Origin of the sequence: Streptomyces sp. NPDC001407 (assembly GCF_042895325.1) — a bacterium.
In the GTDB taxonomy this organism is placed as follows: Bacteria; Actinomycetota; Actinomycetes; order Streptomycetales; family Streptomycetaceae; genus Streptomyces.
The window spans coordinates 26,594-48,221 of record NZ_JBIAWF010000009.1; the positions used below are offsets into that span (position 1 = coordinate 26,594).

Sequence of the window (21,628 nt, forward strand, 5' to 3'; positions counted from 1 at the left end):
GCGGACCGGGTCGGGAGTGACGGTGTGTCAGGCGGCCTTGGTCTCCCGGGCCTTGGTGGCGTACATGTCCACGTACTCCTGGCCCGACAGCTCCATCACCTCGGTCATCACCTCGTCGGTGACGGCCCGCAGGACGTAGCGGTCGCGGTCCATGCCCTCGTAGCGGGAGAAGTCCAGCGGCTTGCCGAAGCGGATCGTCACCGGGGCGATGCGGAGCTTGCCCTTGCCGCCCGGCTGGACCTTGTCCATCCCGAGCATCGCGAACGGCACCACCGGCGCGCCCGTCATCAGCGTCAGCCGGGCGATGCCGGTGCGGCCGCGGTAGAGACGGCCGTCGGGGGAGCGGGTGCCCTCGGGGTAGATCCCGAAGACCTTGCCCTCGTCCAGGATCCGGCGGCCGGTCATCAGCGCGGCGACGCCGCCGTGACCACCGTCGCGGTCCACCGGGATCATCCCGGAGCTGCCGAAGAACCAGGCCATCAGCCGGCCCTTGACGCCCTTGCCCGTGACGTACTCGTCCTTGCCGATGAAGAACACCTGGCGCTTGACCACCAGCGCGAGGAACAGCGAGTCGACGAAGGTCACGTGGCTGCCGGCCAGGATCACCGGGCCGCTCTCGGCGATGTGCTCCGCGCCCTCGACCTTGGGGCGGTACAGGACGCGCATGAGCAATCCGAGAAACGCCTTGAGCAAGATGCGGGACAACGGGCCCTCCGGTCGTGGTGGTCGAGGTGGCGCACTCCTGCGCAGGGGCTGACCATACTCGCCGGTACCCCGGACGCGCACGCCGGGTTCATCGACGCGATACACAGTGTTGACGTGACTTTGCACCCTGTTTGACCTTCGTCTTCCCATCGGAAAGTCGTACGTGCCTACGATCGGCGCGTCTCACAGGTGCCGGACAGGCACCGAAAGCAACACATCGCTAGGAGCTTTCATGGAGCAGGAGCAGCGGCCGGGCAGGCGCACCCTTCTGGGGGCCGCGGCGGCCCTCGGGGCGGGGGCGGTCGCCCTCGGCGGCACGGCGGCCGCCGCGCAGCGCGGGCCGGGCACGCCGTCCGGCGGGACCCCCGCGGCGTACGGGCGCGGGCACGGTGACTCCGGCTCGTACAAGGACCTGCCGGTCCCGGTCGTCGTCGGCCACCGCGGCGCCTGCGGCTACCGCCCCGAGCACACCTTCGGCTCCTACGAGTACGCCCTCGCAGGCGGCGCGGACGTCATCGAGCAGGACGTCGTGCCCACCAAGGACGGGCACCTGGTCTGCCGGCACGAGAACGACATCACCGCCACCACCGACGTCGCCACGCGCAAGGAGTTCGCCTCCCGCAAGACGACCAGGACGGTCGACGGCACGGCGCACACCGGCTGGTTCACCGAGGACTTCACGCTGGCCGAGCTCAAGACGCTGCGGGCGATCGAGCGCATCCCGGGCACCCGGCAGCACAACACCCTCTACGACGGCCGCTGGGACGTGCCCACCTTCGAAGAGGTCCTCAAGTGGGCCGACGAGCAGGGCCGCAAGCGCGGGCGCAAGATCTGGCTGCACGTCGAGACCAAGCACCCCACGTACTTCCGCAAGGCCGGGCTCGGCCTGGAGGAGCGCCTGGCCAAGCTGCTGCGCCGCTACGGACGGGCCGGCCGCAACGGGCACACCTTCCTCCAGTCCTTCGAGCCGAGCAGCCTCCAGCGGCTGGGCAAGCTGGGCGTGGACTGCCCCAAGGTGCTGCTGCTCGACGACCTGCCCACCCGCCCCTGGGACTTCGTCGAGGCCAAGGACCCGCGCACGGTCAAGGACCTCATCACGCCCACGGGCCTGAAGTGGATCGCGGGCTTCGCGCAGGGCATCGGCCCGTGGGTGAACCAGATCATCCCCCGCGACAAGAACGACCGGCTCACCGAGCCGACCACGCTGGTCCGCGACGCACACGCGCAGGGCCTGTTCCTGCACCCCTACACCATGCGCAACGAGAACAGCTTCCTGCCCGCCGACTTCCGGCGCGGCACGGACCCCAACGCCTACGGCGACGCGTTCGGCGCCTTCAAGGCGTACTTCGCCACCGGCATCGACGGGATCTTCTCCGACAACTGCGATACGGCGGCGCTCGCGGCGGCGGACTTCCGCAAGTAGTGGCGCACAGCCGTCAACTGTAAGCACGGCGCGCGTTCTCACCCGCGAGGGTGAGGGCGCGCCCTGGTGGCAACCGGCGGGCGGGCCGGTCACGTCCCGCCCGTCATGACACCGAACGATCTTCTGACCGCACTGCGGCCGCTGCTGGCGGCCGAGTGCGCGGCGGAGGCACCGGCCGCAGGCATCGAGGCCGCCGACCTCGAACAGTCCGTCTGGGTACGGCTGCTGAGCGACCGGCGCGCCGCCCGCGGCCGGTGGTCCGTCTCCGCGCTGCGGCTGCGCGCCGCCGTACGGGCCGAGGCCCGCGTCGCGCGCCGCCGGGCCCGCCGTGAGGTGCCCTACGACCCGACCGCGGAGGAACCGGCGGGCGAGTCCTGCGTGGAGCAGGCGGTGCTCGCCGCCGAGGAGAGCCGCGCGCTGCGTGCCGTCGTGCGCCGGCTGCCCGGCAGATGCCCGGGGCTGCTGGGTGCCCTGCTCTCCCGAAGTGACCCGACCTACCGAGAAATCGCAGGTGAGTTGGGTATCTCACAAGGATCTTTGGGGCCCGTCCGTTCCCGTTGCCTTGGTTGTCTGCGCAGAATGCTCACGGCGGAGGTTGCGGCTCCTGAACGTGGGGGAAAGGAGCGTTAGACAGCCGGCGCCACGGAGGCGGCGTGACCACGCGACGGCTCCTGTCAGGGCGGACCGAACCGACATAGGGGAGGCGTGCGCACATGGGCATGAGCGTGACCATCTCTGCGGCGACCGAAGACGATGCCGAGCAGATCCTCAAGCTCCAGTACCTCTGTTATCAGGGCGAGGCCGAGCTCTACGGCGACTATTCCATCGAACCTCTCACCCAGACCCTCGACGGGCTCCGCACGGAACTGGCCGGTGGCTGTGTGCTGGTGGCCCGGCTCGGCGACGAGGTCGTCGGCTCGGTGCGCGGCACGGTCGACGGGGACGGCACGGCCTCCATCGCGGGCCTGATCGTGCACCCCCGGATGCAGCGGCACGGGCTGGGCGGACGGCTGCTGGGCGCGGTCGAGGACCGGCTCGCGGACGAGTGGTCGGCGCGCCGCTTCCGGCTGGCGACGGGCCACCGCAACGAGGGCAACCTGCGGCTGTACCGCAAGTGGGGCTACGCACAGGTGGGCACGGAACAGGTGACCCGCAAGCTGGTGCTGGTGACCCTGGAGAAACCGGTGCCTGCGGCGGCTTTCGCCTGAGGGATTGGACGCGGCTCGTCGTAAGGCGCGGGTCTGTTGCCTCCCCCAGCTACCTCCCCCAGACTCCGTCCGGGGGTGCCCCCAGCGGCGGGGGCGCCCTTGGGGGTCCCCCCGGACGAAGTCTGGGGGAGCGTCCTCAAACGCCGGACGGGCTGGGTGTGCCGCATGTGATCGTCAACCTGCGGCACACACAAGCCCGTCCGGCGATTGAGGACACCGCCGCGCAGCGGTGGTGCGGACGGGACGGTCCGCAGGTTTGGCGCGAACGGTCAGCCGGACACTGCTAGCCTCGGCCCGGCAGGGCCGCCCGCCTGAGCCAGATCATCGCCGTCACCGGGAGGATGACGGGGATGAAGAGGTAGCCCATGCCGTAGTCCGACCACACCGTCGCGTCGGGGAAGGCCGAGGGCGCGGCCAGGGTCCAGGTGCCGACGACGAGCACGCCGGCCAGCTCCGCGCCGCAGCACACGAGCGCCGCCTTGCGGGCCGTGGGTCCGCCGCGCACCAGCGAGTACGTGATGAAGGCGTAGACCACCGCGGCCACCGCGGACAGGACGTAGGCCAGAGGCGCCTTGCCGAAGTCCAGGATCATCTGGACGATCGAGCGCGAGGCGGCCGCCACGGTGAAGACGCCGTAGAGCCAGACCAGCAGCCGGCCGGGCCCCTGGCCGAGGTCGAAGGCCGCCTTGGCGGGCGGCTCGGTGGAATCGGCCATGGTCAGCCTCCCCAGATGTCGTAGAGCCGGACTTCGAGCACGGCCAGGATCACGCCGCCGGCCGCCACGGTCGCAGACCCCCAGCGCGTGCGCTCCACGAGCGACATGAACCCGGCGGCGGGGACGGCCGCGGCCGACCCGATCAGATAGGCGACGAAGATGGCCATGCCCTGCGCGGGCTTGTCGCCGCCCGCCAGCCGCACCACGCCGATGACGAGCTGGGCCAGGGCCAGCACGGACACCACGGCCATGCCGATGAAGTGCCAGTCCTTGGTGGACTGGTCACGCGAGAAGGCGAAGCCGCACCAGGCGGCGAGCGCGAGGGCGGTCAGGCCGACCGCGAGCGTCAGCGCGTCGATCACCGCGGCCGCCGGGCGGCGCGGGCGGGCGGAGGGGGCTGGACAAGCATGGGACGACTTTAATGGCCCGCCGCGGGCGCACCGGGACCGGCCCCCGGCCCCGCCCCCGGCCCCGTACCGCCGACGGGAAGCCGTGGTCTTGGCCACATACGGCGGGCCGCCCGCCCCTCCGCCGGGCCCGGAGGAGGCGCCCCGCGCCCACATCCGCGCAGGCCACGGGGTGGCCGGGAGATCATCCGGAATCGGCCGGTGACGTCCACGCTTCGGCCAGTCGCGTCCGCTATTCGGACAGGCTTGGCCGACTCGCACACGCTTCTGTTTTACTTTCCCGCATGACCACGACGAGCAGCCGCACCCTTGCGACCGAGGCGATGACGACGCCCGGTGCTCGTTGCATGTGTCGAATGTGTGACCGCTGAGGGCCCCCGTTCTGTGCCTCGCGCCCCGAAGCGAGACCCGTAGAGCCCGATCCGGATCCAGCAGGACCCGGACCGGCCGCTCCGCCCCGCGTCACCAGGACCCCGAAGCCGCGCGCCACGCGCCCGCCGGGGATCACCGATGCCGCGTTCCGCAATGAACTCCCGTGCCGGCACCACCCACGCCGCGCACTCGACAGTGACGGAATCCCCTGTGATCACCACTACGGGCCTGACAAAGGTCTACCGCTCACGCGGCCGCGAGGTCACCGCCCTCGACGGCGTCGACCTGCACGTGCGCGAGGGCGAGGTGTACGGCGTCGTCGGCCAGAGCGGCGCCGGCAAGTCGACCCTCATCCGCTGCGTCAACCTCCTGGAGCGCCCCAGCTCCGGCACGGTCACCGTGGCAGGCCAGGACCTGACCGCGCTCGCCGGGCGCGGCCCCCGCGCCAATGCCGAGCTGCGCAAGGCCCGCAGCCGCATCGGCATGGTCTTCCAGCACTTCAACCTGCTCTCCTCGCGCACCGTCCAGAGCAACATCGAGCTCCCGCTCGAGATCCTGGGCGTCTCCGGCAAGGAACGCAGCCGCAAGGCACTCGAACTCCTCGACCTCGTCGGCCTCGCCGACAAGGCCAAGGCCTACCCCGGCCAGCTCTCCGGCGGCCAGAAGCAGCGCGTCGGCATCGCCCGCGCCCTGGCCGGCGACCCCAAGGTGCTGCTCTCCGACGAGTCGACCTCCGCGCTCGACCCGGAGACCACCCGCTCCATCCTCACGCTGCTGCGCGACCTCAACCGGCAGCTCGGCCTGACCGTCCTCCTCATCACCCACGAGATGGAGGTCGTCAAGACCATCTGCGACTCCGCGGCCCTCATGAAGGGCGGCCGCGTCGTGGAGTCCGGCACCGTCTCCGAACTGCTCGCCACCCCCGGCTCCGAACTGGCCGCCGAGCTCTTCCCCGTCGGCGGCGAGCCCTCCGGCGAGGACCGCACGGTCGTCGACATCACCTTCCACGGCGAGGCCGCGACCCAGCCGGTCATCTCCCAGCTGTCGCGCACCTACAACGTCGACATCTCGATCCTGGGCGCCGCGATGGACACCGTCTGCGGCAAGCAGATCGGCCGGATGCGCATCGAGCTCCCCGGCCGCTTCGAGGAGAACGTCGTCCCGATCGGCTTCCTGCGCGAGCAGGGCCTCCAGGTCGAGGTCGCCCCCGTCAAGTCCCCGGCGCCTGCCGACGAGCTCCTCAAGGAAGGTGCCAAGTGACCTGGTCCGAGATGCAGCCCCTGCTGCGCGACGCGTGTCTCGACACCCTCTTCATGGTGTGGTGGTCCACGGTCTACGCCATCGTCGGCGGCCTGCCGCTAGGCATCCTGCTCGTCCTCACCGACCGCGGGGCACTGCTCCAGAACGTCGTGGTGAACAAGGTCATCGGCGCGGTCGTCAACCTCGGCCGCTCCCTGCCCTTCATCATCCTCCTCGTCTGGCTGATCCCCTTCAGCCGCTTCGTCGTCGGCACCTCCATCGGCCCCAGCGCCGCGGTCGTCGCCCTCGCCGTCGGTGCCGTCCCCTTCTTCGCCCGCCTGGTGGAGACCGCCGTGCGCGAGGTCGACCACGGACTGGTCGAGGCCGTCCAGTCGATGGGCGGCGGCACCTGGACCGTCGTCCTCAAGGTGCTGCTCCCGCAGGCGCTGGCCTCGATCGTCGCGGGCCTGACCACCACCGTGATCGCCCTCATCGGCTACTCCGCCATGGCCGGCGCCGTCGGCGGCGGCGGGCTCGGCAACCTCGCCATCTCCTACGGCTTCCAGCGCCACGAGACCGGCCTGATGAACATCACCATCGTGCTGCTCATCGTCATCGTCACCGCCGTCCAGCTCGCCGGCGACCTCGTCGTACGCCGCATCGCCGGACGCGGCGCCCGCCAGGCGGCCACCGTCGGACTGCGCGGACTGCTGCCCGCCGCCCGCAAGCCGGCCCCCGCCGGGACGCCGGACGAGGCCGCGGCCCCCGCGCTCACCGAGACCCGCTGAGGCCCGCACGCCCCACGGACAACAACCCCACGAGCCCGGACCCTTTGCCGGGCGGCAACACCTCGTGACATCAGGAAAGAGGCACTCTTCGTGCGTACCACCGTCAAGCTCACCACCGCGGCCGCCGCGGCAGCCCTCACCCTCGGTCTGGCCGCCTGCAGCGCCCCGTCCGACACCTCCTCCGGCTCGGCGAAGAAGGGCAAGGACGCCGACCCCGAGGCCACCCTCACCGTCGCCGCCAGCCCCACCCCGCACGCCGACATCCTCAACTTCGTGCGCGACAACCTCGCGAAGAAGGCCGGCCTCAACCTCAAGGTGCGGGAGTTCAGTGACTACGTCCTGCCCAACACCGCCACCCAGAACGGTGAGGTCGACGCCAACTTCTTCCAGCACAAGCCCTACCTCGACGACTTCAACAAGAAGAACAAGACGGACATCGTGCCCGTCGTCGACGTCGAGCTGGAGCCGCTGGGCCTCTACTCCAAGAAGGGCAAGAAGGTCTCCGACCTCGGCGAGGGCGACACCGTCGCCGTGCCCAACGACGCCACCAACGAGGGCCGCGCCCTGAAGCTGCTGGCCGACAACGGCGTCATCAAGCTCAAGGACGGCGTGGGCGCCGGGGCCAAGCTCTCCGACGTCGAGGACAACAAGGGCGTCAAGTTCACCGAGCTCGCCGCCGACCAGATCCCCTCCCGCCTCGACGACGTCGCCGCCGCCGTCATCAACGGCAACTTCGCCATCGGCGCCAAGCTCAACCCGGCCAAGGACTCCATCGCCCTGGAGAAGGCCCAGGGCAACCCCTACGCCAACTTCCTCGCGGTCAAGAAGGGCAACGAGGAGGACCCGCGCATCGTGAAGCTCGCGAAGCTCCTCAACTCCGACGAGGTCAAGAAGTTCATCGAGCAGAAGTTCAGCAACGGCGCGGTCCTGCCCGCCTTCGGGCCCGTGAAGGGCTGAACCACACCCCTCACCGGGGCACCCGTCCCCGCCCGTACGGCCGCAGGCCCGCGCACTCCTCACCCGCGCGGGCCTGCGGCCGTACCGGGTCGCGCTTGGCGCACCCGCGCACCCATGCTGCATGCTGGTGCACTCAAGCCCGGACCGGGACCGTCCCGAGCCCATCCTCCCCGGCGTTGGAGCAGCACATGACATCCACCTTCCCGGACATCTCCATCAGTACGGACCGGCTGGTGCTGCGCCCGTTCGACGCCCAGGACGTGCCCGCGCTCGCCGAGATGATGAGCGACGAACTCGTCACCGCCTGGACCTCCGCGCCCCACCCCTACACCACCGCCGAGGCCCGCGACTGGGCCCTGCGGCGCGCACCCGCCGAGCGCACCCAGGGGCGCGGAATCGTCTTCGCGGTCACCGAGTTCCTCACCCACCGCCTCGTCGGCTGCGTGCACCTGCACCACACCGACTGGCGCACCCTCTCCGCCGAGGCCGGCTACGTCATCGCCCCCTGGGCCCGCGGCGAGGGCTACGCCTGCGAATCCGTGCTCGCGGTCGCCGAATGGCTCTTCCGCGACCAGCGGTTCGAGCGCCTCGAACTGCGCACCGCCGCCGACAACACCGCCTCCCAGCAGGTCGCCCAGAAGATCGGCTGCATCAGCGAGGGAGTCCTGCGCAACGCCTGGATAGGCCGCGGCCGCACGGCCGACGGCGGCTGGACGGAGATCCGCAGCGACCTCATCGTCTGGAGCCTGCTCCCCGAGGACCTCGACGAGGTCCGCGAACAGCACGCCGGCGGCCCCGGCTACGCGGGCGTCTTCCACGACTGGCGCTGAACCGGCGCGCGGCCCGGCCGGGCACACCGGCCCGTACGACCGCACGCGTCCGCCCCGAACCGTCCGCGCGCTCTGCGGCCCGGGCCGAGCGGGGTAATCTCACCCTGCCCACGCCTGTGTGGGCCCCGACCCGCGACAGACGAGCCCCAGGAGACTGACACGATGGCCGACCGGGTCACGGTGATCGGGTGGGACGGCTCACCGCTGACGGACACGGCCCGATCGGCCCTGGCCGCCGCCACCTTGGTGGCGGGCGCGGGACACCACCTGGCGCTGCCCGAGATCCCGCCGACGGCCGAGCGCGTCAGGCTCGGCAGCGTCGACCTCGCCGCCCGCCGCATCGCCGGACACCGCGGCTCCGCCGTGGTCCTCGCCGACGGCGATCCCGGCTTCTTCGGCGTCGTACGCGCCCTGCGCGCCCCCCAGCACGGCCTGGAGGTCGAGGTCGTCCCCGCCGTCTCCGCCGTCGCCACCGCCTTCGCCCGCGTCGGCATGCCCTGGGACGACGCCCAGGTCGTCGTCGCCCACAGCCGCGACCTGCGGCGCGCCGTCAACGTCTGCCGCGCCCACACCAAGGTCGCCGTCCTCACCTCGCCCGGCGCGGGCCCCGCCGAACTCGCCCTCCTCCTCGGGCCCGTCCACCGCACCTTCGTCATCTGCGAGGAACTGGGCACCGCCCGCGAGCAGGTCACCGTCCTCACCTCCGACAAGGTCCCCGACCACACCTGGCGCGACCCCAACGTCGTCATCGTCATCGGCGGCGCGGGCCCCGGCACCGCCCAGCCGGCGGCCCAGGGCTGGGGAGTCACCCGGCAGCGCACCGCGGGCGGCTGGATCGCCGGCCGCGACCCCGGCTACCCCCCGGCCGTACGCGGCTGGGCCCTGCCCTCCGACGCCTACGGCACGGACCTCGGTGAAGGCGAGTCCGCCGAGCTGCGCGCCGCCCAACTGGCCCGGCTCGGGCCCCGCGTGGGCGACCTCGTCTGGGACATCGGCTCCGCGAGCGGCGCCGCCTCGGTCGAGGCCGCCCGGTTCGGCGCCGCCGTCATCGCCGTCGACCGAGACGCGGACGCCTGCGCCCGCACCACCGCCGCCGCCCGCCGCTACGGCGTACAGCTCCAGGTCGTCCACGGCACCGCCCCGCACGTCCTGGAGGACCTCCCCGAGCCCGACGTCGTCCGCGTCGGCGGCGGGGGAGCGCCCGTGGTCGCCGCGTGCGCCGCCCGCAGACCCGAGCGGATCGTCGCCCACGCCGCGACCCGCGACGAGGCCGAGGCCATCGGCCGGGCGCTCGCCGAAGGCGGCTACGCCGTGGAGTGCGCCCTGCTCCAGGCCGTGGAGCTCGACACCGGCGCCTGGACCGAGCGCGAGCGCACCGTGGCCTTCCTTCTGAGTGGTCGCCACACCCACCTGTGAGCCCGGCGCGCCGGGCGGAGGGTAGGGTTGCGGATCGTTGTACCGCCCCTCGGTGTCCGACACCACAGTCGTCAATGTCCCGAACGTTCCCTCCTTTTGGCGGGAGCACGGCAAGGTAGGGGCGGGCGACATGCAACGTGCCGCGAGGCACGGACGCTCGTTCTTGACTATGGGCGTGAGCGGTTGGAAGGAGCACTACCGATGGGCGAGGGGTACGCATGACCGACACCGGCCAGTTCCCGGGCGAGGGACAGCCGGAGAACGCAGGCGAGCTTCCCGGCCCCTCGTTCCCCGCGGATCCCGTCGCCCCCGCCGATCCCGGCGCCCCGGCCGCCTACACCTTCCTCGACCACGGGGGCGAGGCGGACGGCGCCGAGGAGGACGACCTCCTGCTGATGCCGGGCGCCCAGGGCGCCTGGATGGAACAGCCCGCGGTCCAGGGCGGTACGCACGAGACCGGCGGCCGCGACACCGGCTCCGTCGACTACGGCGACGTCCGGCAGCCGCACGCGCCCGCGGCCCCGGCGGCCCCCGCCGCCCCGCGGCGGCCCCTGCACCTCGGCCCGCCCGTGCCGGACCCCACCGGCGGCGTCGTGCGTTCCCTCGCCGACCGCGGCCCGGCGGCCCCGCACCAGGCGTCCGCGCCCGGCCGGGCCGTGCCGCCCGTGACGCCCGGTCAGGGCCCCGAGTACCTCGACGTCCCGCAGGACGGCGCGGACCTCCCGCAGGTCCCGCGCCTCGGCGAGGTGCCCCAGCAGCAGCCGGGCACCTGGGACGCGCAGCCGCAGCAGCCGCAGCAGCCGCAGCACATGACCGCGCAGCCCCCGGCCGCGCCCGCCGCCGAGGCCGCGGCCCAGGCGGCTCCCGCGCCCGTCGCGGAGACCCCCGCGGCGCCCGCCGTCGCCTTCGTGCCGGCGCAGAGCACCGCCACGCACCCGGCCGACACCGGTCACGGGATAGTCGCCGACGGCTCCGGACACACCGCGCCGGGCACGGAGGCCGCCGCCGAGCAGGCCCCCGCCGAACACCCGGCCGTCGCGCAGCAGCAGGCCGCCGCACCGGCGGTGGCGCAGGACGAGCCCGCGGCCGCGGCCGCCGGGACGGCACCCGTGGCACCTGCCGAGGCGTCCGCCGAGATGCCGGCCGCCGCACCTGTCGAGGCGCCCGGTGACGTGACGTCAGCCGCCGTGGCCCCGCAGCTCGCCGCCGAGCCGGAGGCGCCCGCGCCCCAGGCCGCCGCGCCTCAGCCCGTCGTCACCACGGTCGCGGAGGCCACACCCGCGGAGGCGGCACCCGCCCCTGCCGAGATGCCTCAGGCCGCGCCCGCCGAGGCGCACTTCGCGCCCGAGCCGCAGCCCGAGGCACCCGTGGAGCCGGTCCAGGAGGCCGCGCAGCCCGCGCCCGTGCCGCAGGAGCAGGCACCCGCAGAGGCTCACCAGGCGTTCGTGGACAACGGTTCCGGCGAGCAGCCTCCCGCCGCCGTGCCACCGGTCGCCGACAGCGCGCAGCCCGCGCCGGTCGCCGCCGAGGGCCCTGCCGTCACCGAGGCTCCCGCTGTCGCCGGGAACGGTGCGGTCGGACACGACACCACCGAAGCCGCCGACGGGACCGCTGTCGTCGTCGAGGCGGACGCGGAGCAGGTCCCCGCACCGGCGGCTCCCGCCGAGGCGGCACAGCCCGCGCCGGCCGTCGTGGACGCGCCCGCATCTGTAGACGCCGGTTCCGGAGCGCCGGTTCCGCTCGCAGCCCCGCTTTCCGACGAGGCCCCGGCCGCCGCTCCCGAGCAGCAGGTCCAGGCACCCGCCGCCGAGGCCGTGGAGCCCGCACCGGCCGCTCCCGCGGCGGCTGTTGCCACCGAGCCGCAGGCCGTACCGGACGAGCCCGCCGCACCGGCCGCCGAGGCCGTCGCCCAGCAGCCGCAGCCGCGGCCCGCCGTGGCCGAGGCGCCCGCGCCCGTGGACGCCGTCGCGCAGGACAGCGCGCCGCAGGAGCAGGTCTCCGAGGACGTGCACCTCGTCGCCCGCCCGCAGGACACCCTGGTCGCGCAGGCCCCGGCCGTCGCGGAGGACACGGTGGTCACGCACGCCGCCGTCCCCGCGCCCGCCGAGCCGGTTCAGGCCGTGCCCGTTCAGGCCTTGTCCGTTCAGGCCGAGGCACCCGAGCCCGAGGCCGTGGAGTCCGCGGTGGCACAGGAGGAGCAGGCGGCGTCCGCCGCCGTGCACATCCCCGCCCCGCAGCAGGAACCGGCCCCCGCCGCCGAGCCCGTGGCCGTCCCCGCGCCGCGTACCGCCGACGCCGAGGCGGCCCACGCCGAGCCCGCGCAGCCCGCTCCCGAGGAGGCGCCGGAAGAGGCGTACGAGGAGCCCGCCGGCCCCGCCGCCGTCGGCTACGGCGACGCCGAGCGCGCCGCCGTGCACCGCGTGATGCGCGAACGGCGCGACATCCGCAAGGGCTTCCGCACCGACCCCATCCCGCACGAGGTGCTGCTGCGCGTCCTGGAGGCCGCGCACACCGCGCCCAGCGTCGGGCACTCGCAGCCCTGGGACTTCGTCGTCATCCGCTCCGCCGAGACCCGGCAGGCGATGCACGAGCTGGCGGCGCGGCAGCGCGACGCCTACGCGAAGTCCCTCCCCAAGGCGCGGGCCAAGCAGTTCAAGGAACTGAAGATCGAGGCCATCCTCGACACCCCCGTCAACATCGTCGTCACCGCCGACCCCACCCGCGGCGGCCGCCACACCCTCGGCCGGCACACCCAGCCGCAGATGGCGCCGTACTCCTCCGCGCTCGCCGTCGAGAACCTCTGGCTCGCCGCGCGCGCCGAAGGACTCGGCGTCGGCTGGGTCAGCTTCTTCGACGAGCGGGAGATGGTGCGCGAACTCGGGCTGCCCGAGCACCTGGAGGTCGTCGCCTATCTGTGCGTCGGCTACGTCGACGAATTCCCCGACGAGCCCGAGCTGATGCAGGCCGGCTGGTCCAAGCGGCGCCCCCTGTCGTGGGTCGTGCACGAGGAGACGTACGGGCGGCGCGCGCTGCCCGGCGAGGACCCGCACGACCTGCTCTCGGAGACCCTGCGCGGCATCCGGCCGCTGGACGCCAAGGCGCTCGGCGAGGCGTGGGAGCGGCAGAAGCGGATGACCAAGCCGTCCGGCGCGCTCGGCATGCTGGAGATCATCTCCGCGCAGCTGTGCGGGCTGTCCCGGAAGTGCCCGCCGCCCATCCCGGAGCCCGCCGCCGTGGCGATCTTCGCGGGCGACCACGGGGTGCACGCCCAGGGCGTCACCGCGTGGCCGCAGGAGGTCACCTCGCAGATGGTCGCCAACTTCCTGGGCGGCGGCGCCGTGTGCAACGCCTTCGCCAACCAGGTCGGCGCGGAGGTCTGCGTCGTGGACGTCGGCGTCGCCGGCGACCTCCCCAGCACCCCCGGCCTGCTCCCGCGCAAGATCCGGCCCGGCACCGGCGACTTCACCACCGGCGCCGCGATGACCCGCGAAGAGGCGCTACGCGCCGTCGAGGTGGGCATCGAGACCGCCCGCGACCTCGTCGCGGCGGGCAACAAGGCGCTCCTGACCGGCGAGATGGGCATCGCCAACACCACCGTGTCGGCCGCCCTCATCGCCGTCTACACCGAGGCGGACCCCGCCGAGATCACCGGCCGCGGCACCGGCATCAACGACGAGATGCACGCCCGCAAGGTCGACGTCGTCCGGCGCGCCCTCGAACTCCACCAGCCGGACCCGAAGGACCCCATCGGCGTCCTCGCCGCGGTCGGCGGCCTGGAGCACGCCGCGCTCGTCGGCCTGATCCTGGGCGGCGCGTCGCTGCGCACGCCCGTGATCCTGGACGGCGTGAGCGCCGGGGCGGCCGCGCTGGTGGCGCGGGCCATCGCCCCGGAGGCGCTCGCCGCGTGCATCGCGGGACACCGCAGCGCCGAGCCGGGCCATGTCGCCGCCCTGACCAAGCTGGGCCTGCGCCCGCTGGTCGACCTCGACCTCCGCCTCGGGGAGGGTACGGGGGCGCTGCTGGCTCTGCCGGTCGTGCAGAGTGCTGCGCGGGCGATGCATGAGGTGGCTACCTTCGATGCGGCTGGGGTCACCGAGAAGGGCTGAGGTCTTCCTCTGGCCTCGGTCTTGCGGGTGCGGGTCCGTTGCGCCTGCGGCGGGCGGCCTCAAGCGCCGGCCGGGCTGGGTGTGTGGTGGGTGCCGGGGGCGGGGCCTCCGGGCTGGGAACCTGGAACGCGGTGCGGGCACCGTAAGGCGTATTGAGTGCCGTGCCGACGCACCGCGTTCCAGAACCCCACCCTCCGACCCCACCCCCTCCCGCCGGTGGGTGAGTGCGGGTTGTGGGGTGCGCCGTGCTTTTCTTTTCGCCCGTCCGGGGCGTTCATTCCAGCCCGGGCACGCCCTTCTTGCCTTTCTTTTAGCCCGTCCGGCGTTTGAGGACGCGCCCGAAGGGCGCTCTCCGCCGCAGGCGGCAACGGACCCGCGCATCGGGGTCTGGGGCAGCGCCCCAGTTAACCGTGTGGAAACCGGACAGGGACCGAGCCCCATTGAGGGAGCCCATAGAGTGTCACCAGCACTCTGACCAGCCGCTCCGGAGGAGATCATGGCACCGCACGCGCCCAGCGAAACCGCATACCCCGTCGGACTTCGCCTCTCCGGCCGGCGCGTCGTCGTCCTCGGTGCCGGGCAGGTCGCCCAGCGCCGGCTGCCCGCCCTCCTCGCGGCCGGCGCGGACGTGCTGCTGATCTCCCCGTCCGCCACCCCCTCCGTCGAGGCGCTGGCCGGGACCGGCGCGTTCCGCTGGGAGCGCCGTCGCTATCAGGGCGGTGACCTGGACGGGGCCTGGTACGCCCTGATCTCCACCGACGACCCGGCCGCCAACGAAGCGGCCTCCGCCGAAGCCGAGGCCCGCCGCGTCTGGGCCGTCCGCAGCGACGACGCCGAGGCGGCCACCGCCTGGACCCCGGCCACCGGCCGCAGCGAGGGCGTCACCGTCGCCGTGCTGACCGGCCAGGACCCGCGCCGCTCCGCCGCCGTGCGCGACGCCGTCGTGGAGGGCCTGCGCGACGGCTCCCTCGCCGCCCCGCGCTACCGCGCGAGCGGCGGCACCGGCAGCGTCGCCCTCGTCGGCGGCGGCCCCGGCGACCCCGACCTGATCACCGTGCGCGGCCGCAGGCTGCTCGCCGAGGCCGACGTGGTCATCGCCGACCGCCTCGGCCCCCGCGACCTCCTCGACGAACTCCCGCCGCACGTCGAGGTGATCGACGCGGCGAAGATCCCGTACGGCCGGTTCATGGCCCAGGAGGTCATCAACAACGCCCTCGTCGAGCACGCCCGCGCGGGGAAGAACGTGGTCCGGCTCAAGGGCGGCGACCCCTACGTCTTCGGCCGCGGCATGGAAGAGGTCCAGGCGCTGGCCGACGAGGGCATCCCCTGCACCGTCGTACCCGGCATCTCCTCCACCATCAGCGTGCCCGCCGCGGCCGGGATCCCCGTCACCCACCGGGGCGTGGCCCACGAGTTCACCGTCGTCAGCGGCCACGTCGCCCCCGACGACGAGCGCTCCCTCGTCGACTGGGCCGCCGTCGCCAAGCTGCGCGGCACCCTCGTGCTCCTGATGTCGGTGGAGAACATCGGCGCCATCGCCGCCACCCTCATCCGGCACGGCCGCCCCGCCGGGACACCCGTCGCGGTGATCCAGGAAGGCACCACCGCCGCCCAGCGCCGCGTCGACGCGACCCTCGCCACAGCGGGGGAGCGGGTCGCGGCCGAGGGCATACGTCCCCCGGCCGTCATCGTGGTCGGCGACGTCGTGACGGTCGGCCCGGAACCCCGCGGCTGACCCGCAGCACCAACGAGGACCAGGACACAGCATGGCCGAGCTCATCACCATCGACGACCCCGCCGACCCCCGGCTCCACGACTACACCGGCCTCACCGACGTCGAGCTGCGGCGCAGGCGCGAGCCCGCCGAGGGGCTCTTCATCGCCGAGGGCGAGAAGGTCATCAGGCGCGCCGGGCAGGCCGGGTACGCGATGCGGTCCATGCTGCTCACGGCCAAGTGGGTGGACGTCATGCGCGACGTCATCGAGGCCGCCGACGCCCCCGTCTACACCGTCACCCCCGAACTCGCCGAGCGGGTCACCGGCTATCACGTCCACCGCGGCGCCCTCGCCTCCATGGCGCGCAAGCCGCTCCCGGACGCCGGCGAACTGCTGCGGGACGCCCGGCGCGTCGCGGTTCTCGAGAGCCTCGTGGACCATACGAACATCGGCGCGATCTTCCGCAGCGCGGCAGCACTCGGCATGGACGCCGTCCTGCTCTCGCCGGACTGCGCCGACCCGCTCTACCGGCGCTCCGTGAAGGTCTCCATGGGCGCCGTCTTCTCCGTGCCCTACGCCCGCCTGGAGACCTGGCCGCACGACCTGGAGACCGTCCGTACGGCCGGGTTCAAGGTCCTGGCCCTCACCCCGGACGAGAAGGCCGTCTCCATGGACGCCGCCGCCCCGCACCGGCTCGACCGGGTGGCGCTCATGCTCGGCGCGGAAGGTGACGGCCTGTCCGCCCGCGCCCTGCGGGCCGCCGACGAATGGGTGCGCATCCCCATGGCCCACGGCATCGACTCCCTCAACGTCGGCGCGGCCGCGGCCGTGGCCTTCTACGCCGTGACGACCGGCCGCCCGGAGAGCTGACCCCGACGGGACGTCAGGAAGGGCCCGGAGCCGACGGCACGTCACCAGGCGCCGCCGCCGGGCCCTGTGACGTCACGGGCACCCGGGGGAGCTCACCCATGCTGTGCGCGGGGCCCTGACAGCCCTGCGCCACCGCGATGCCCAGCGCGACCAGCAGCGTCACCACGACGAAGACCGTCAGGCGCTGCCGCAGCAACCGCCGGTCCGGCCCCGGACGCCGGGCGCCGGACCCCGTCCGCGCACCGGGCCGGACTCCGCCCCGCCCCGCACCACGCGGCCCGCCGGGCCGGCCCGCCGGGCGCGGCACCGCAGGCCGCGCCGGGCCGGACTGGCGCGGTGGCTGCGGGCGCGGCGTCTGCGCCTGGACCGTACGCCGCTCGGTGCGCTGCTCCGCGTACTCCGCGGCCCGGCGGCCCGACGGGCGTTCGGGCTCCCGGCGCACCGACGGATGCCTGCCGTCCGTCACCCCGTGCGCCTCGCGCGCCGCGATCTCCTTCAGCCGCAGCGACAGCTGGAGCGTGCTCGGCCGCTCCTCGGGATCCTTGGCCAGGCACGCGTGCACCAGTGGCGCCAACGCGTCCGGCACGGCCATGAGCTGCGGTTCCTCGTGCACGACGCGGTAGAGCATGACCTCCGAACTGCCCTGGCCGAAGGGCGAGTCCGCCATCGAGGCGTACGCCAGGGTCGCCCCCAGCGCGAAGACGTCCGTCGCCGGCGTCACGGCAGCGCCGCGCACCTGCTCGGGCGCGAGGAAGCCGGGCGAGCCGACCGCCGTACCGACGTGCGTCAGCGTGCTCGCCCCGGTCGCCCAGGCGATGCCGAAGTCGATGATGCGCGGACCCTTGGGCGACAGCAGGATGTTCGACGGCTTCAGGTCGCGGTGCACCACCCCCGCGTCGTGCACGGCCAGCAGACCTTCGGCCAACGCCGCCCCGATGGAGGCGGTCTGAGCCGCCGACAGCGGCCCCTCCTCGTTCACCTTGTCGTGCAGCGAGGGGCCCGGTACGTACTGCGTGGCGAACCACGGGCGGTCCGCGTCCAGATCGGCGGCCACCAGCCGGGCCGTGCACCCGCCGCGGATCCGCCGGGCCGCCTGCACCTCGCGCGCGAACCGCGACCGGAACTCCTGGTCCTCGGCCAGGTCCGGCCGGATCACCTTGAGTGCCACCCGCTGTCCGCGCCGGTCGGAGCCGAGGTACACCACGCCCATGCCGCCCGCGCCCAGCCGGCGGTGAAGCCGGAACGAGCCGACGACACGCGGGTCCTCGCGCCGGAGCCGCATCATCGCCATCTTCATCCCCGCTGCCCGGTCCGTCTGACGTGCCCAGCTTACGGATTGCCGGGCGCACGCGCTGATAGGCCGCGCATGCGTCGGCGACCGGTTTGCCGGAGCCCCGGGGAATCCCCGACGCCCGGCCCGGGGGAGCGGGTTGCGTACGGCCAAGGCGGGCGCGATCGCCCAAGCGGCGGCCGGAGAAGGGGGATTGGGCGGCCTGCCGACCCGTCGGACACGCTCCCCGCGAGCCCGGCGGACGCGGCCGGGGCGTGTGGAACGGCCACCGGCGGGGGAGCGGAAAAGATGAAGATCACTCAGCGGCGGCGTGCGCCGGAAGTGAGCGAAGTCACGCCCTGGCGGGCGTACGCGCCCCGCGCGCCCCTTCCGGGAAGACCCCGGGATCCGGCCCGCCGGTCTCCAACCAGAGGAGTAGCCGCACCGGGCCGCTCATCCTCCGGGAGGCCCGGCAATCGGTACGAGGGCATGACGACCCCGCGGCCCCCCGCGCCTAGTGTTTGAGGAAGAGCGGCGGGTGAACGCACTCGTCCCCCGAGGTCAGACGCCCGCCGCTCGTCGATCACGGCAGGCGTGACCGGCGGCAGAGGGACGCACGGCGGGAGAGGACCATGGCGGGAACCGCGGGACGTTCGGTCATCCGGGCGCAGGCCCAGCGGGCTGTCGACGCCTTCGGCCCCCGTCCGTCCGGCACCCGCCACCCCCTCGTCGCGGCGGCCATGGTGCTGCCCCTCGCGGGATTCCTCGCCGTGATCTTCGGCGGCTGGGACGCCGTCGTCGTACAAGCGTCGTCCGTGGCCGGAATGCTGGGGCGCTGAGGCGCCCCGGGCCCGGGAGAGCGGCCCGGGCCGGGGACAGGACCGGCTGATCAACCCCGTGGGGACGGGGGAAACGACGGACGGCACGACGGGCCGGGCACCTGGGGAGGTGCCCGGCCCCTCGCGCGTCCCGGCACGAAAACGGCCGGAGGCCGGAGCATGATGCCCCGGCCTCCGGCCGATCGGTGTGCGCGATACTGGGATTGAACCAGTGACCTCTTCCGTGTCAGGGAAGCGCTCTCCCGCTGAGCTAATCGCGCGGGGAGATCCGTGCGGATCTCGGTGGACGATACTGGGATTGAACCAGTGACCTCTTCCGTGTCAGGGAAGCGCTCTCCCGCTGAGCTAATCGTCCGGGATGCTGCTGCGTGCGCGATACTGGGATTGAACCAGTGACCTCTTCCGTGTCAGGGAAGCGCTCTCCCGCTGAGCTAATCGCGCGGGAAGGTCCGTGCGGACCTTGGTGGACGATACTGGGATTGAACCAGTGACCTCTTCCGTGTCAGGGAAGCGCTCTCCCGCTGAGCTAATCGTCCTTGGAGGTGGAGACGGGATTTGAACCCGTGTAGACGGCTTTGCAGGCCGTTGCCTCGCCTCTCGGCCACTCCACCAGGAGTGCGGGGGTTCGGGAAGATCCCCCAGACTGCGAGCGGACGACGAGACTCGAACTCGCGACATCCACCTTGGCAAGGTGGTGCTCTACCAACTGAGCTACGTCCGCAGTGTCTGTCCGTTTCGCTTCCGCGTCCCGGCGACGTGTTGAACTCTAGCGGATTCCAGCGCCAGCTCAAATTCCGTTTCCGCAGCGTGCTGCGCTGATTGTCCGTCCCGGCCACCCGGCGTGGCCCCGCCATAGACTCGTTGACGTGCACAGCTCCCCTCCGATGTCCCTCCCGATGGCCCGCTTCGGCGGCCTCCTCGCCACCGATCTCCGCGACGTCACCCGCGACCCGGCAGCCCTGGACTCCACGGGCTGGTGGGCGGTGGTCGCGGACTTCGAGGGAGGGCTGCTGTGCGCCCGCTTCGGGGACGTACGGCCCGCGCCCGCCCCCACGGCCGTCCCCGGCCGCTGGCGCGGCCCCGCGCGCGAGGACTGGACGTCCTCCCTGGACCGGGCCGCCTACGTCGCGGGCGTGCGCCGCATACGCGAGCACATCGCGGCCGGCGAGGTCTACCAGGCCAACCTCTGCCGCGTCCTCAGCGCGCCCCTGCCGGACACCGCCGACGGCACCCCCGCCGACATCGACGCCCTGACCGCGCTCCTCGCCCAGGGCAACCCCGCCCCCTACGCGGGCACCGTCCGCCTCCCCGCCCACGGCGTGGAGGTCGCGACCGCCTCCCCGGAGCTCTATCTGCGCCGCAGCGGCCGCGCGGTGGAATCCGGGCCGATCAAGGGCACCGGCCGCACCGCGGCGGACCTCCTGGAGAAGGACCACGCCGAGAACGTCATGATCGTGGACCTCGTCCGCAACGACCTCGGGCGAGTCTGCGCCACCGGGTCCGTGACCGTGCCCGCACTCTGCGCGGTCGAACCGCACCCCGGCCTGGTCCACCTCGTCTCCACCGTGCGCGGCACCCTCGCCGACGGCGCCGGATGGGCCGGCCTCTTCGCCGCCACCTTCCCGCCCGGCTCGGTCACCGGCGCCCCCAAGTCCAGCGCCATGGACATCATCCGGTCGCTGGAGACCGCGCCCCGCGGCCCGTACTGCGGCGGTGTCGGCTGGGTCGACGCCGACCGCGGCACCGGGGAACTCGCCGTGGGCATCCGCACCTTCTGGATCGACCGCACCTCCCGCCCCACCCTGCGCTTCGGCACCGGCGCCGGGATCACCTGGGGCTCGGACCCCGAGCGGGAGTGGGCCGAGACGGAACTGAAAGCCTCCCGACTGCTCGCGATAGCGTCGGGCACACACCAGCCGCTCGGAGGGACGAAACGGTGACGATCTGGCTCAACGGCTCCCTGCACGACGAGGACAGCGCCCGGGTCTCGGTCTTCGATCACGGGCTGACGGTCGGCGACGGCGTCTTCGAGACGCTCAAGGCCGTCCACGGCCGCCCCTTCGCCCTGACCCGCCACCTCACCAGGCTGGCCGACTCCGCCCGCGGCCTCGGCCTGCCCGCTCCCGACCTCGACGAGGTCCGCCGGGCCTGCGCGGCGGTGCTCGACGCCAACCCCATGCCGCTCGGCAGGCTCCGGATCACCTACACCGGCGGCCTCGCCCCGCTCGGCTCCGACCGCGAGGCCACCGCCCCCACGCTCGTCGTCGCCCTCGGCCCGACCATCCGGCGGCCCGACACCACCACCGTCGTCACCGTGCCCTGGACCCGCAACGAACGCGGCGCGCTCGCCGGGCTCAAGTCCACCTCGTACGCCGAGAACGTCGTCGCCCTCGCCCGCGCCCGCGAACACGGCGCCACCGAGGCCCTCTTCGCCAACACCGTGGGAGACCTCTGCGAGGGCACCGGCTCCAACGTCTTCGTCGTCCTCGACGGCGAACTCCACACCCCGCCCCTCGCCTCCGGCTGCCTCGGCGGGATCACCCGCGCCCTCGTCCTGGAGTGGACCGGCGCACAGGAGACGACCCTGCCCGCCGACGTCCTGGAGCACGCCGAGGAGGTCTTCCTGACCTCCACCCTGCGCGACGTCCAGGCCGTCACCGCCGTCGACGGCCGCGCCCTGCCCGCCGCGCCCGGCCCGGTGACCGCCAAGGCCGCGCGGATCTTCGAGGAACGCTCGGCGGCGGACATCGATCCGTAAAGCCCGTGAC

18 protein-coding genes and 6 tRNA genes are annotated in these 21,628 nt (G+C 73.4%); 14 read left to right on the plus strand and 10 right to left on the minus strand.

What is annotated here, in order from left to right; all coding sequences use genetic code 11:
• Nucleotides 1–27: 27 nt before the first annotated feature.
• The gene (locus ACFY1P_RS14810; RefSeq protein ID WP_361526960.1) at nt 28–705 is read right to left on the minus strand and encodes a lysophospholipid acyltransferase family protein; all 678 of its coding nucleotides are present in this window, start codon (nt 703–705) and stop codon (nt 28–30) included.
• A 232-nt stretch (nt 706–937) separates the two neighbouring features.
• Here ACFY1P_RS14810 and ACFY1P_RS14815 point away from each other — a divergent pair, with 232 nt between their 5' ends.
• The 3 genes from ACFY1P_RS14815 to ACFY1P_RS14825 all read left to right on the plus strand — a co-directional run bounded on the left by ACFY1P_RS14815 (nt 938) and on the right by ACFY1P_RS14825 (nt 3,336).
• Nucleotides 938–2,128 carry a glycerophosphodiester phosphodiesterase gene (locus tag ACFY1P_RS14815; protein ID WP_390750809.1) on the plus strand — a complete coding sequence of 397 codons (1,191 nt, stop codon included), beginning with the start codon at nt 938–940 and terminating at the stop codon, nt 2,126–2,128.
• A 105-nt stretch (nt 2,129–2,233) separates the two neighbouring features.
• Nucleotides 2,234–2,758, plus strand: coding sequence for a sigma-70 family RNA polymerase sigma factor (locus tag ACFY1P_RS14820; RefSeq protein WP_361526964.1), 525 nt, complete (start codon nt 2,234–2,236; stop codon nt 2,756–2,758).
• An 83-nt stretch (nt 2,759–2,841) separates the two neighbouring features.
• On the plus strand, nt 2,842–3,336 hold the full coding sequence (locus tag ACFY1P_RS14825) for a GNAT family N-acetyltransferase (protein ID WP_361526966.1): 495 nt from the start codon (nt 2,842–2,844) through the stop codon (nt 3,334–3,336).
• A gap of 283 nt (nt 3,337–3,619) precedes the next feature.
• Here the strand turns inward: ACFY1P_RS14825 and ACFY1P_RS14830 are convergent, their stop codons facing one another.
• The gene (locus tag ACFY1P_RS14830; protein ID WP_361534336.1) at nt 3,620–4,051 is read right to left on the minus strand and encodes a hypothetical protein; all 432 of its coding nucleotides are present in this window, start codon (nt 4,049–4,051) and stop codon (nt 3,620–3,622) included.
• 2 nt (nt 4,052–4,053) lie between these two features.
• Nucleotides 4,054–4,413: a hypothetical protein gene (locus ACFY1P_RS14835; RefSeq protein ID WP_361534333.1), complete on the minus strand. Its 360-nt coding sequence runs from the start codon at nt 4,411–4,413 to the stop codon at nt 4,054–4,056.
• Between the two features lie 627 nt (nt 4,414–5,040).
• On the opposite strand from ACFY1P_RS14835, the gene ACFY1P_RS14840 reads away from it, so the two are divergent.
• The 8 genes from ACFY1P_RS14840 (at nt 5,041) to ACFY1P_RS14875 (ending at nt 16,751) form a co-directional block, all read left to right on the plus strand.
• Entirely contained in the window at nt 5,041–6,090 is a 1,050-nt protein-coding gene (locus tag ACFY1P_RS14840; protein ID WP_361534330.1) for an ATP-binding cassette domain-containing protein, read from the plus strand.
• Nucleotides 6,087–6,857: a methionine ABC transporter permease gene (locus ACFY1P_RS14845; RefSeq protein ID WP_390750810.1), complete on the plus strand. Its 771-nt coding sequence runs from the start codon at nt 6,087–6,089 to the stop codon at nt 6,855–6,857. Before ACFY1P_RS14840 ends, ACFY1P_RS14845 begins: the two co-directional genes overlap by 4 nt.
• Nucleotides 6,858–6,947: 90 nt before the next feature.
• The gene (locus ACFY1P_RS14850; RefSeq protein ID WP_361534324.1) at nt 6,948–7,814 is read left to right on the plus strand and encodes a MetQ/NlpA family ABC transporter substrate-binding protein; all 867 of its coding nucleotides are present in this window, start codon (nt 6,948–6,950) and stop codon (nt 7,812–7,814) included.
• Between the two features lie 188 nt (nt 7,815–8,002).
• The gene (locus ACFY1P_RS14855) at nt 8,003–8,644 is read left to right on the plus strand and encodes a GNAT family N-acetyltransferase (protein ID WP_390750811.1); all 642 of its coding nucleotides are present in this window, start codon (nt 8,003–8,005) and stop codon (nt 8,642–8,644) included.
• Between the two features lie 162 nt (nt 8,645–8,806).
• Nucleotides 8,807–10,060 carry a precorrin-6y C5,15-methyltransferase (decarboxylating) subunit CbiE gene (gene cbiE / locus ACFY1P_RS14860; protein WP_361534318.1) on the plus strand — a complete coding sequence of 418 codons (1,254 nt, stop codon included), beginning with the start codon at nt 8,807–8,809 and terminating at the stop codon, nt 10,058–10,060.
• A 218-nt stretch (nt 10,061–10,278) separates the two neighbouring features.
• Nucleotides 10,279–14,166, plus strand: a complete 3,888-nt coding sequence (gene cobT, locus ACFY1P_RS14865; protein ID WP_390750812.1) for a nicotinate-nucleotide--dimethylbenzimidazole phosphoribosyltransferase — start codon at nt 10,279–10,281, stop codon at nt 14,164–14,166.
• A gap of 496 nt (nt 14,167–14,662) precedes the next feature.
• Nucleotides 14,663–15,901 (plus strand): uroporphyrinogen-III C-methyltransferase, encoded by a 1,239-nt coding sequence (cobA, locus tag ACFY1P_RS14870; RefSeq protein WP_390750813.1) that lies wholly within the window; start codon nt 14,663–14,665, stop codon nt 15,899–15,901.
• Nucleotides 15,902–15,932: 31 nt separating this feature from the next.
• On the plus strand, nt 15,933–16,751 hold the full coding sequence (locus tag ACFY1P_RS14875; protein ID WP_361535613.1) for an RNA methyltransferase: 819 nt from the start codon (nt 15,933–15,935) through the stop codon (nt 16,749–16,751).
• Nucleotides 16,752–16,764: 13 nt separating this feature from the next.
• Here the strand turns inward: ACFY1P_RS14875 and ACFY1P_RS14880 are convergent, their stop codons facing one another.
• Entirely contained in the window at nt 16,765–18,042 is a 1,278-nt protein-coding gene (locus ACFY1P_RS14880) for a serine/threonine-protein kinase (protein ID WP_390750859.1), read from the minus strand.
• Between the two features lie 611 nt (nt 18,043–18,653).
• Between ACFY1P_RS14880 and ACFY1P_RS14885 the strand changes: the two genes are divergently transcribed.
• Nucleotides 18,654–18,860 carry a hypothetical protein gene (locus ACFY1P_RS14885; RefSeq protein ID WP_361534801.1) on the plus strand — a complete coding sequence of 69 codons (207 nt, stop codon included), beginning with the start codon at nt 18,654–18,656 and terminating at the stop codon, nt 18,858–18,860.
• Between the two features lie 188 nt (nt 18,861–19,048).
• On the opposite strand, the gene ACFY1P_RS14890 is transcribed toward ACFY1P_RS14885, so the two are convergent.
• From ACFY1P_RS14890 to ACFY1P_RS14915, 6 genes are all read right to left on the minus strand, one after another.
• Nucleotides 19,049–19,120: transfer RNA gene (locus ACFY1P_RS14890), tRNA-Val, on the minus strand.
• A 23-nt stretch (nt 19,121–19,143) separates the two neighbouring features.
• Nucleotides 19,144–19,215 (minus strand) — tRNA-Val (locus ACFY1P_RS14895).
• Nucleotides 19,216–19,229: 14 nt separating this feature from the next.
• A tRNA-Val gene (locus ACFY1P_RS14900) sits at nt 19,230–19,301 on the minus strand.
• Nucleotides 19,302–19,321: 20 nt separating this feature from the next.
• Nucleotides 19,322–19,396 (minus strand) — tRNA-Val (locus tag ACFY1P_RS14905).
• 1 nt (nt 19,397) lies between these two features.
• Nucleotides 19,398–19,471 (minus strand) — tRNA-Cys (locus ACFY1P_RS14910).
• Between the two features lie 37 nt (nt 19,472–19,508).
• Nucleotides 19,509–19,581 (minus strand) — tRNA-Gly (locus ACFY1P_RS14915).
• A 163-nt stretch (nt 19,582–19,744) separates the two neighbouring features.
• On the opposite strand from ACFY1P_RS14915, the gene ACFY1P_RS14920 reads away from it, so the two are divergent.
• The gene (locus ACFY1P_RS14920; protein WP_390750860.1) at nt 19,745–20,800 is read left to right on the plus strand and encodes a chorismate-binding protein; all 1,056 of its coding nucleotides are present in this window, start codon (nt 19,745–19,747) and stop codon (nt 20,798–20,800) included.
• A complete protein-coding gene (locus ACFY1P_RS14925; protein WP_390750814.1) occupies nt 20,797–21,618 on the plus strand; it encodes an aminotransferase class IV in 822 nt (273 codons plus the stop codon). Before ACFY1P_RS14920 ends, ACFY1P_RS14925 begins: the two co-directional genes overlap by 4 nt.
• Nucleotides 21,619–21,628 lie beyond the last annotated feature (10 nt).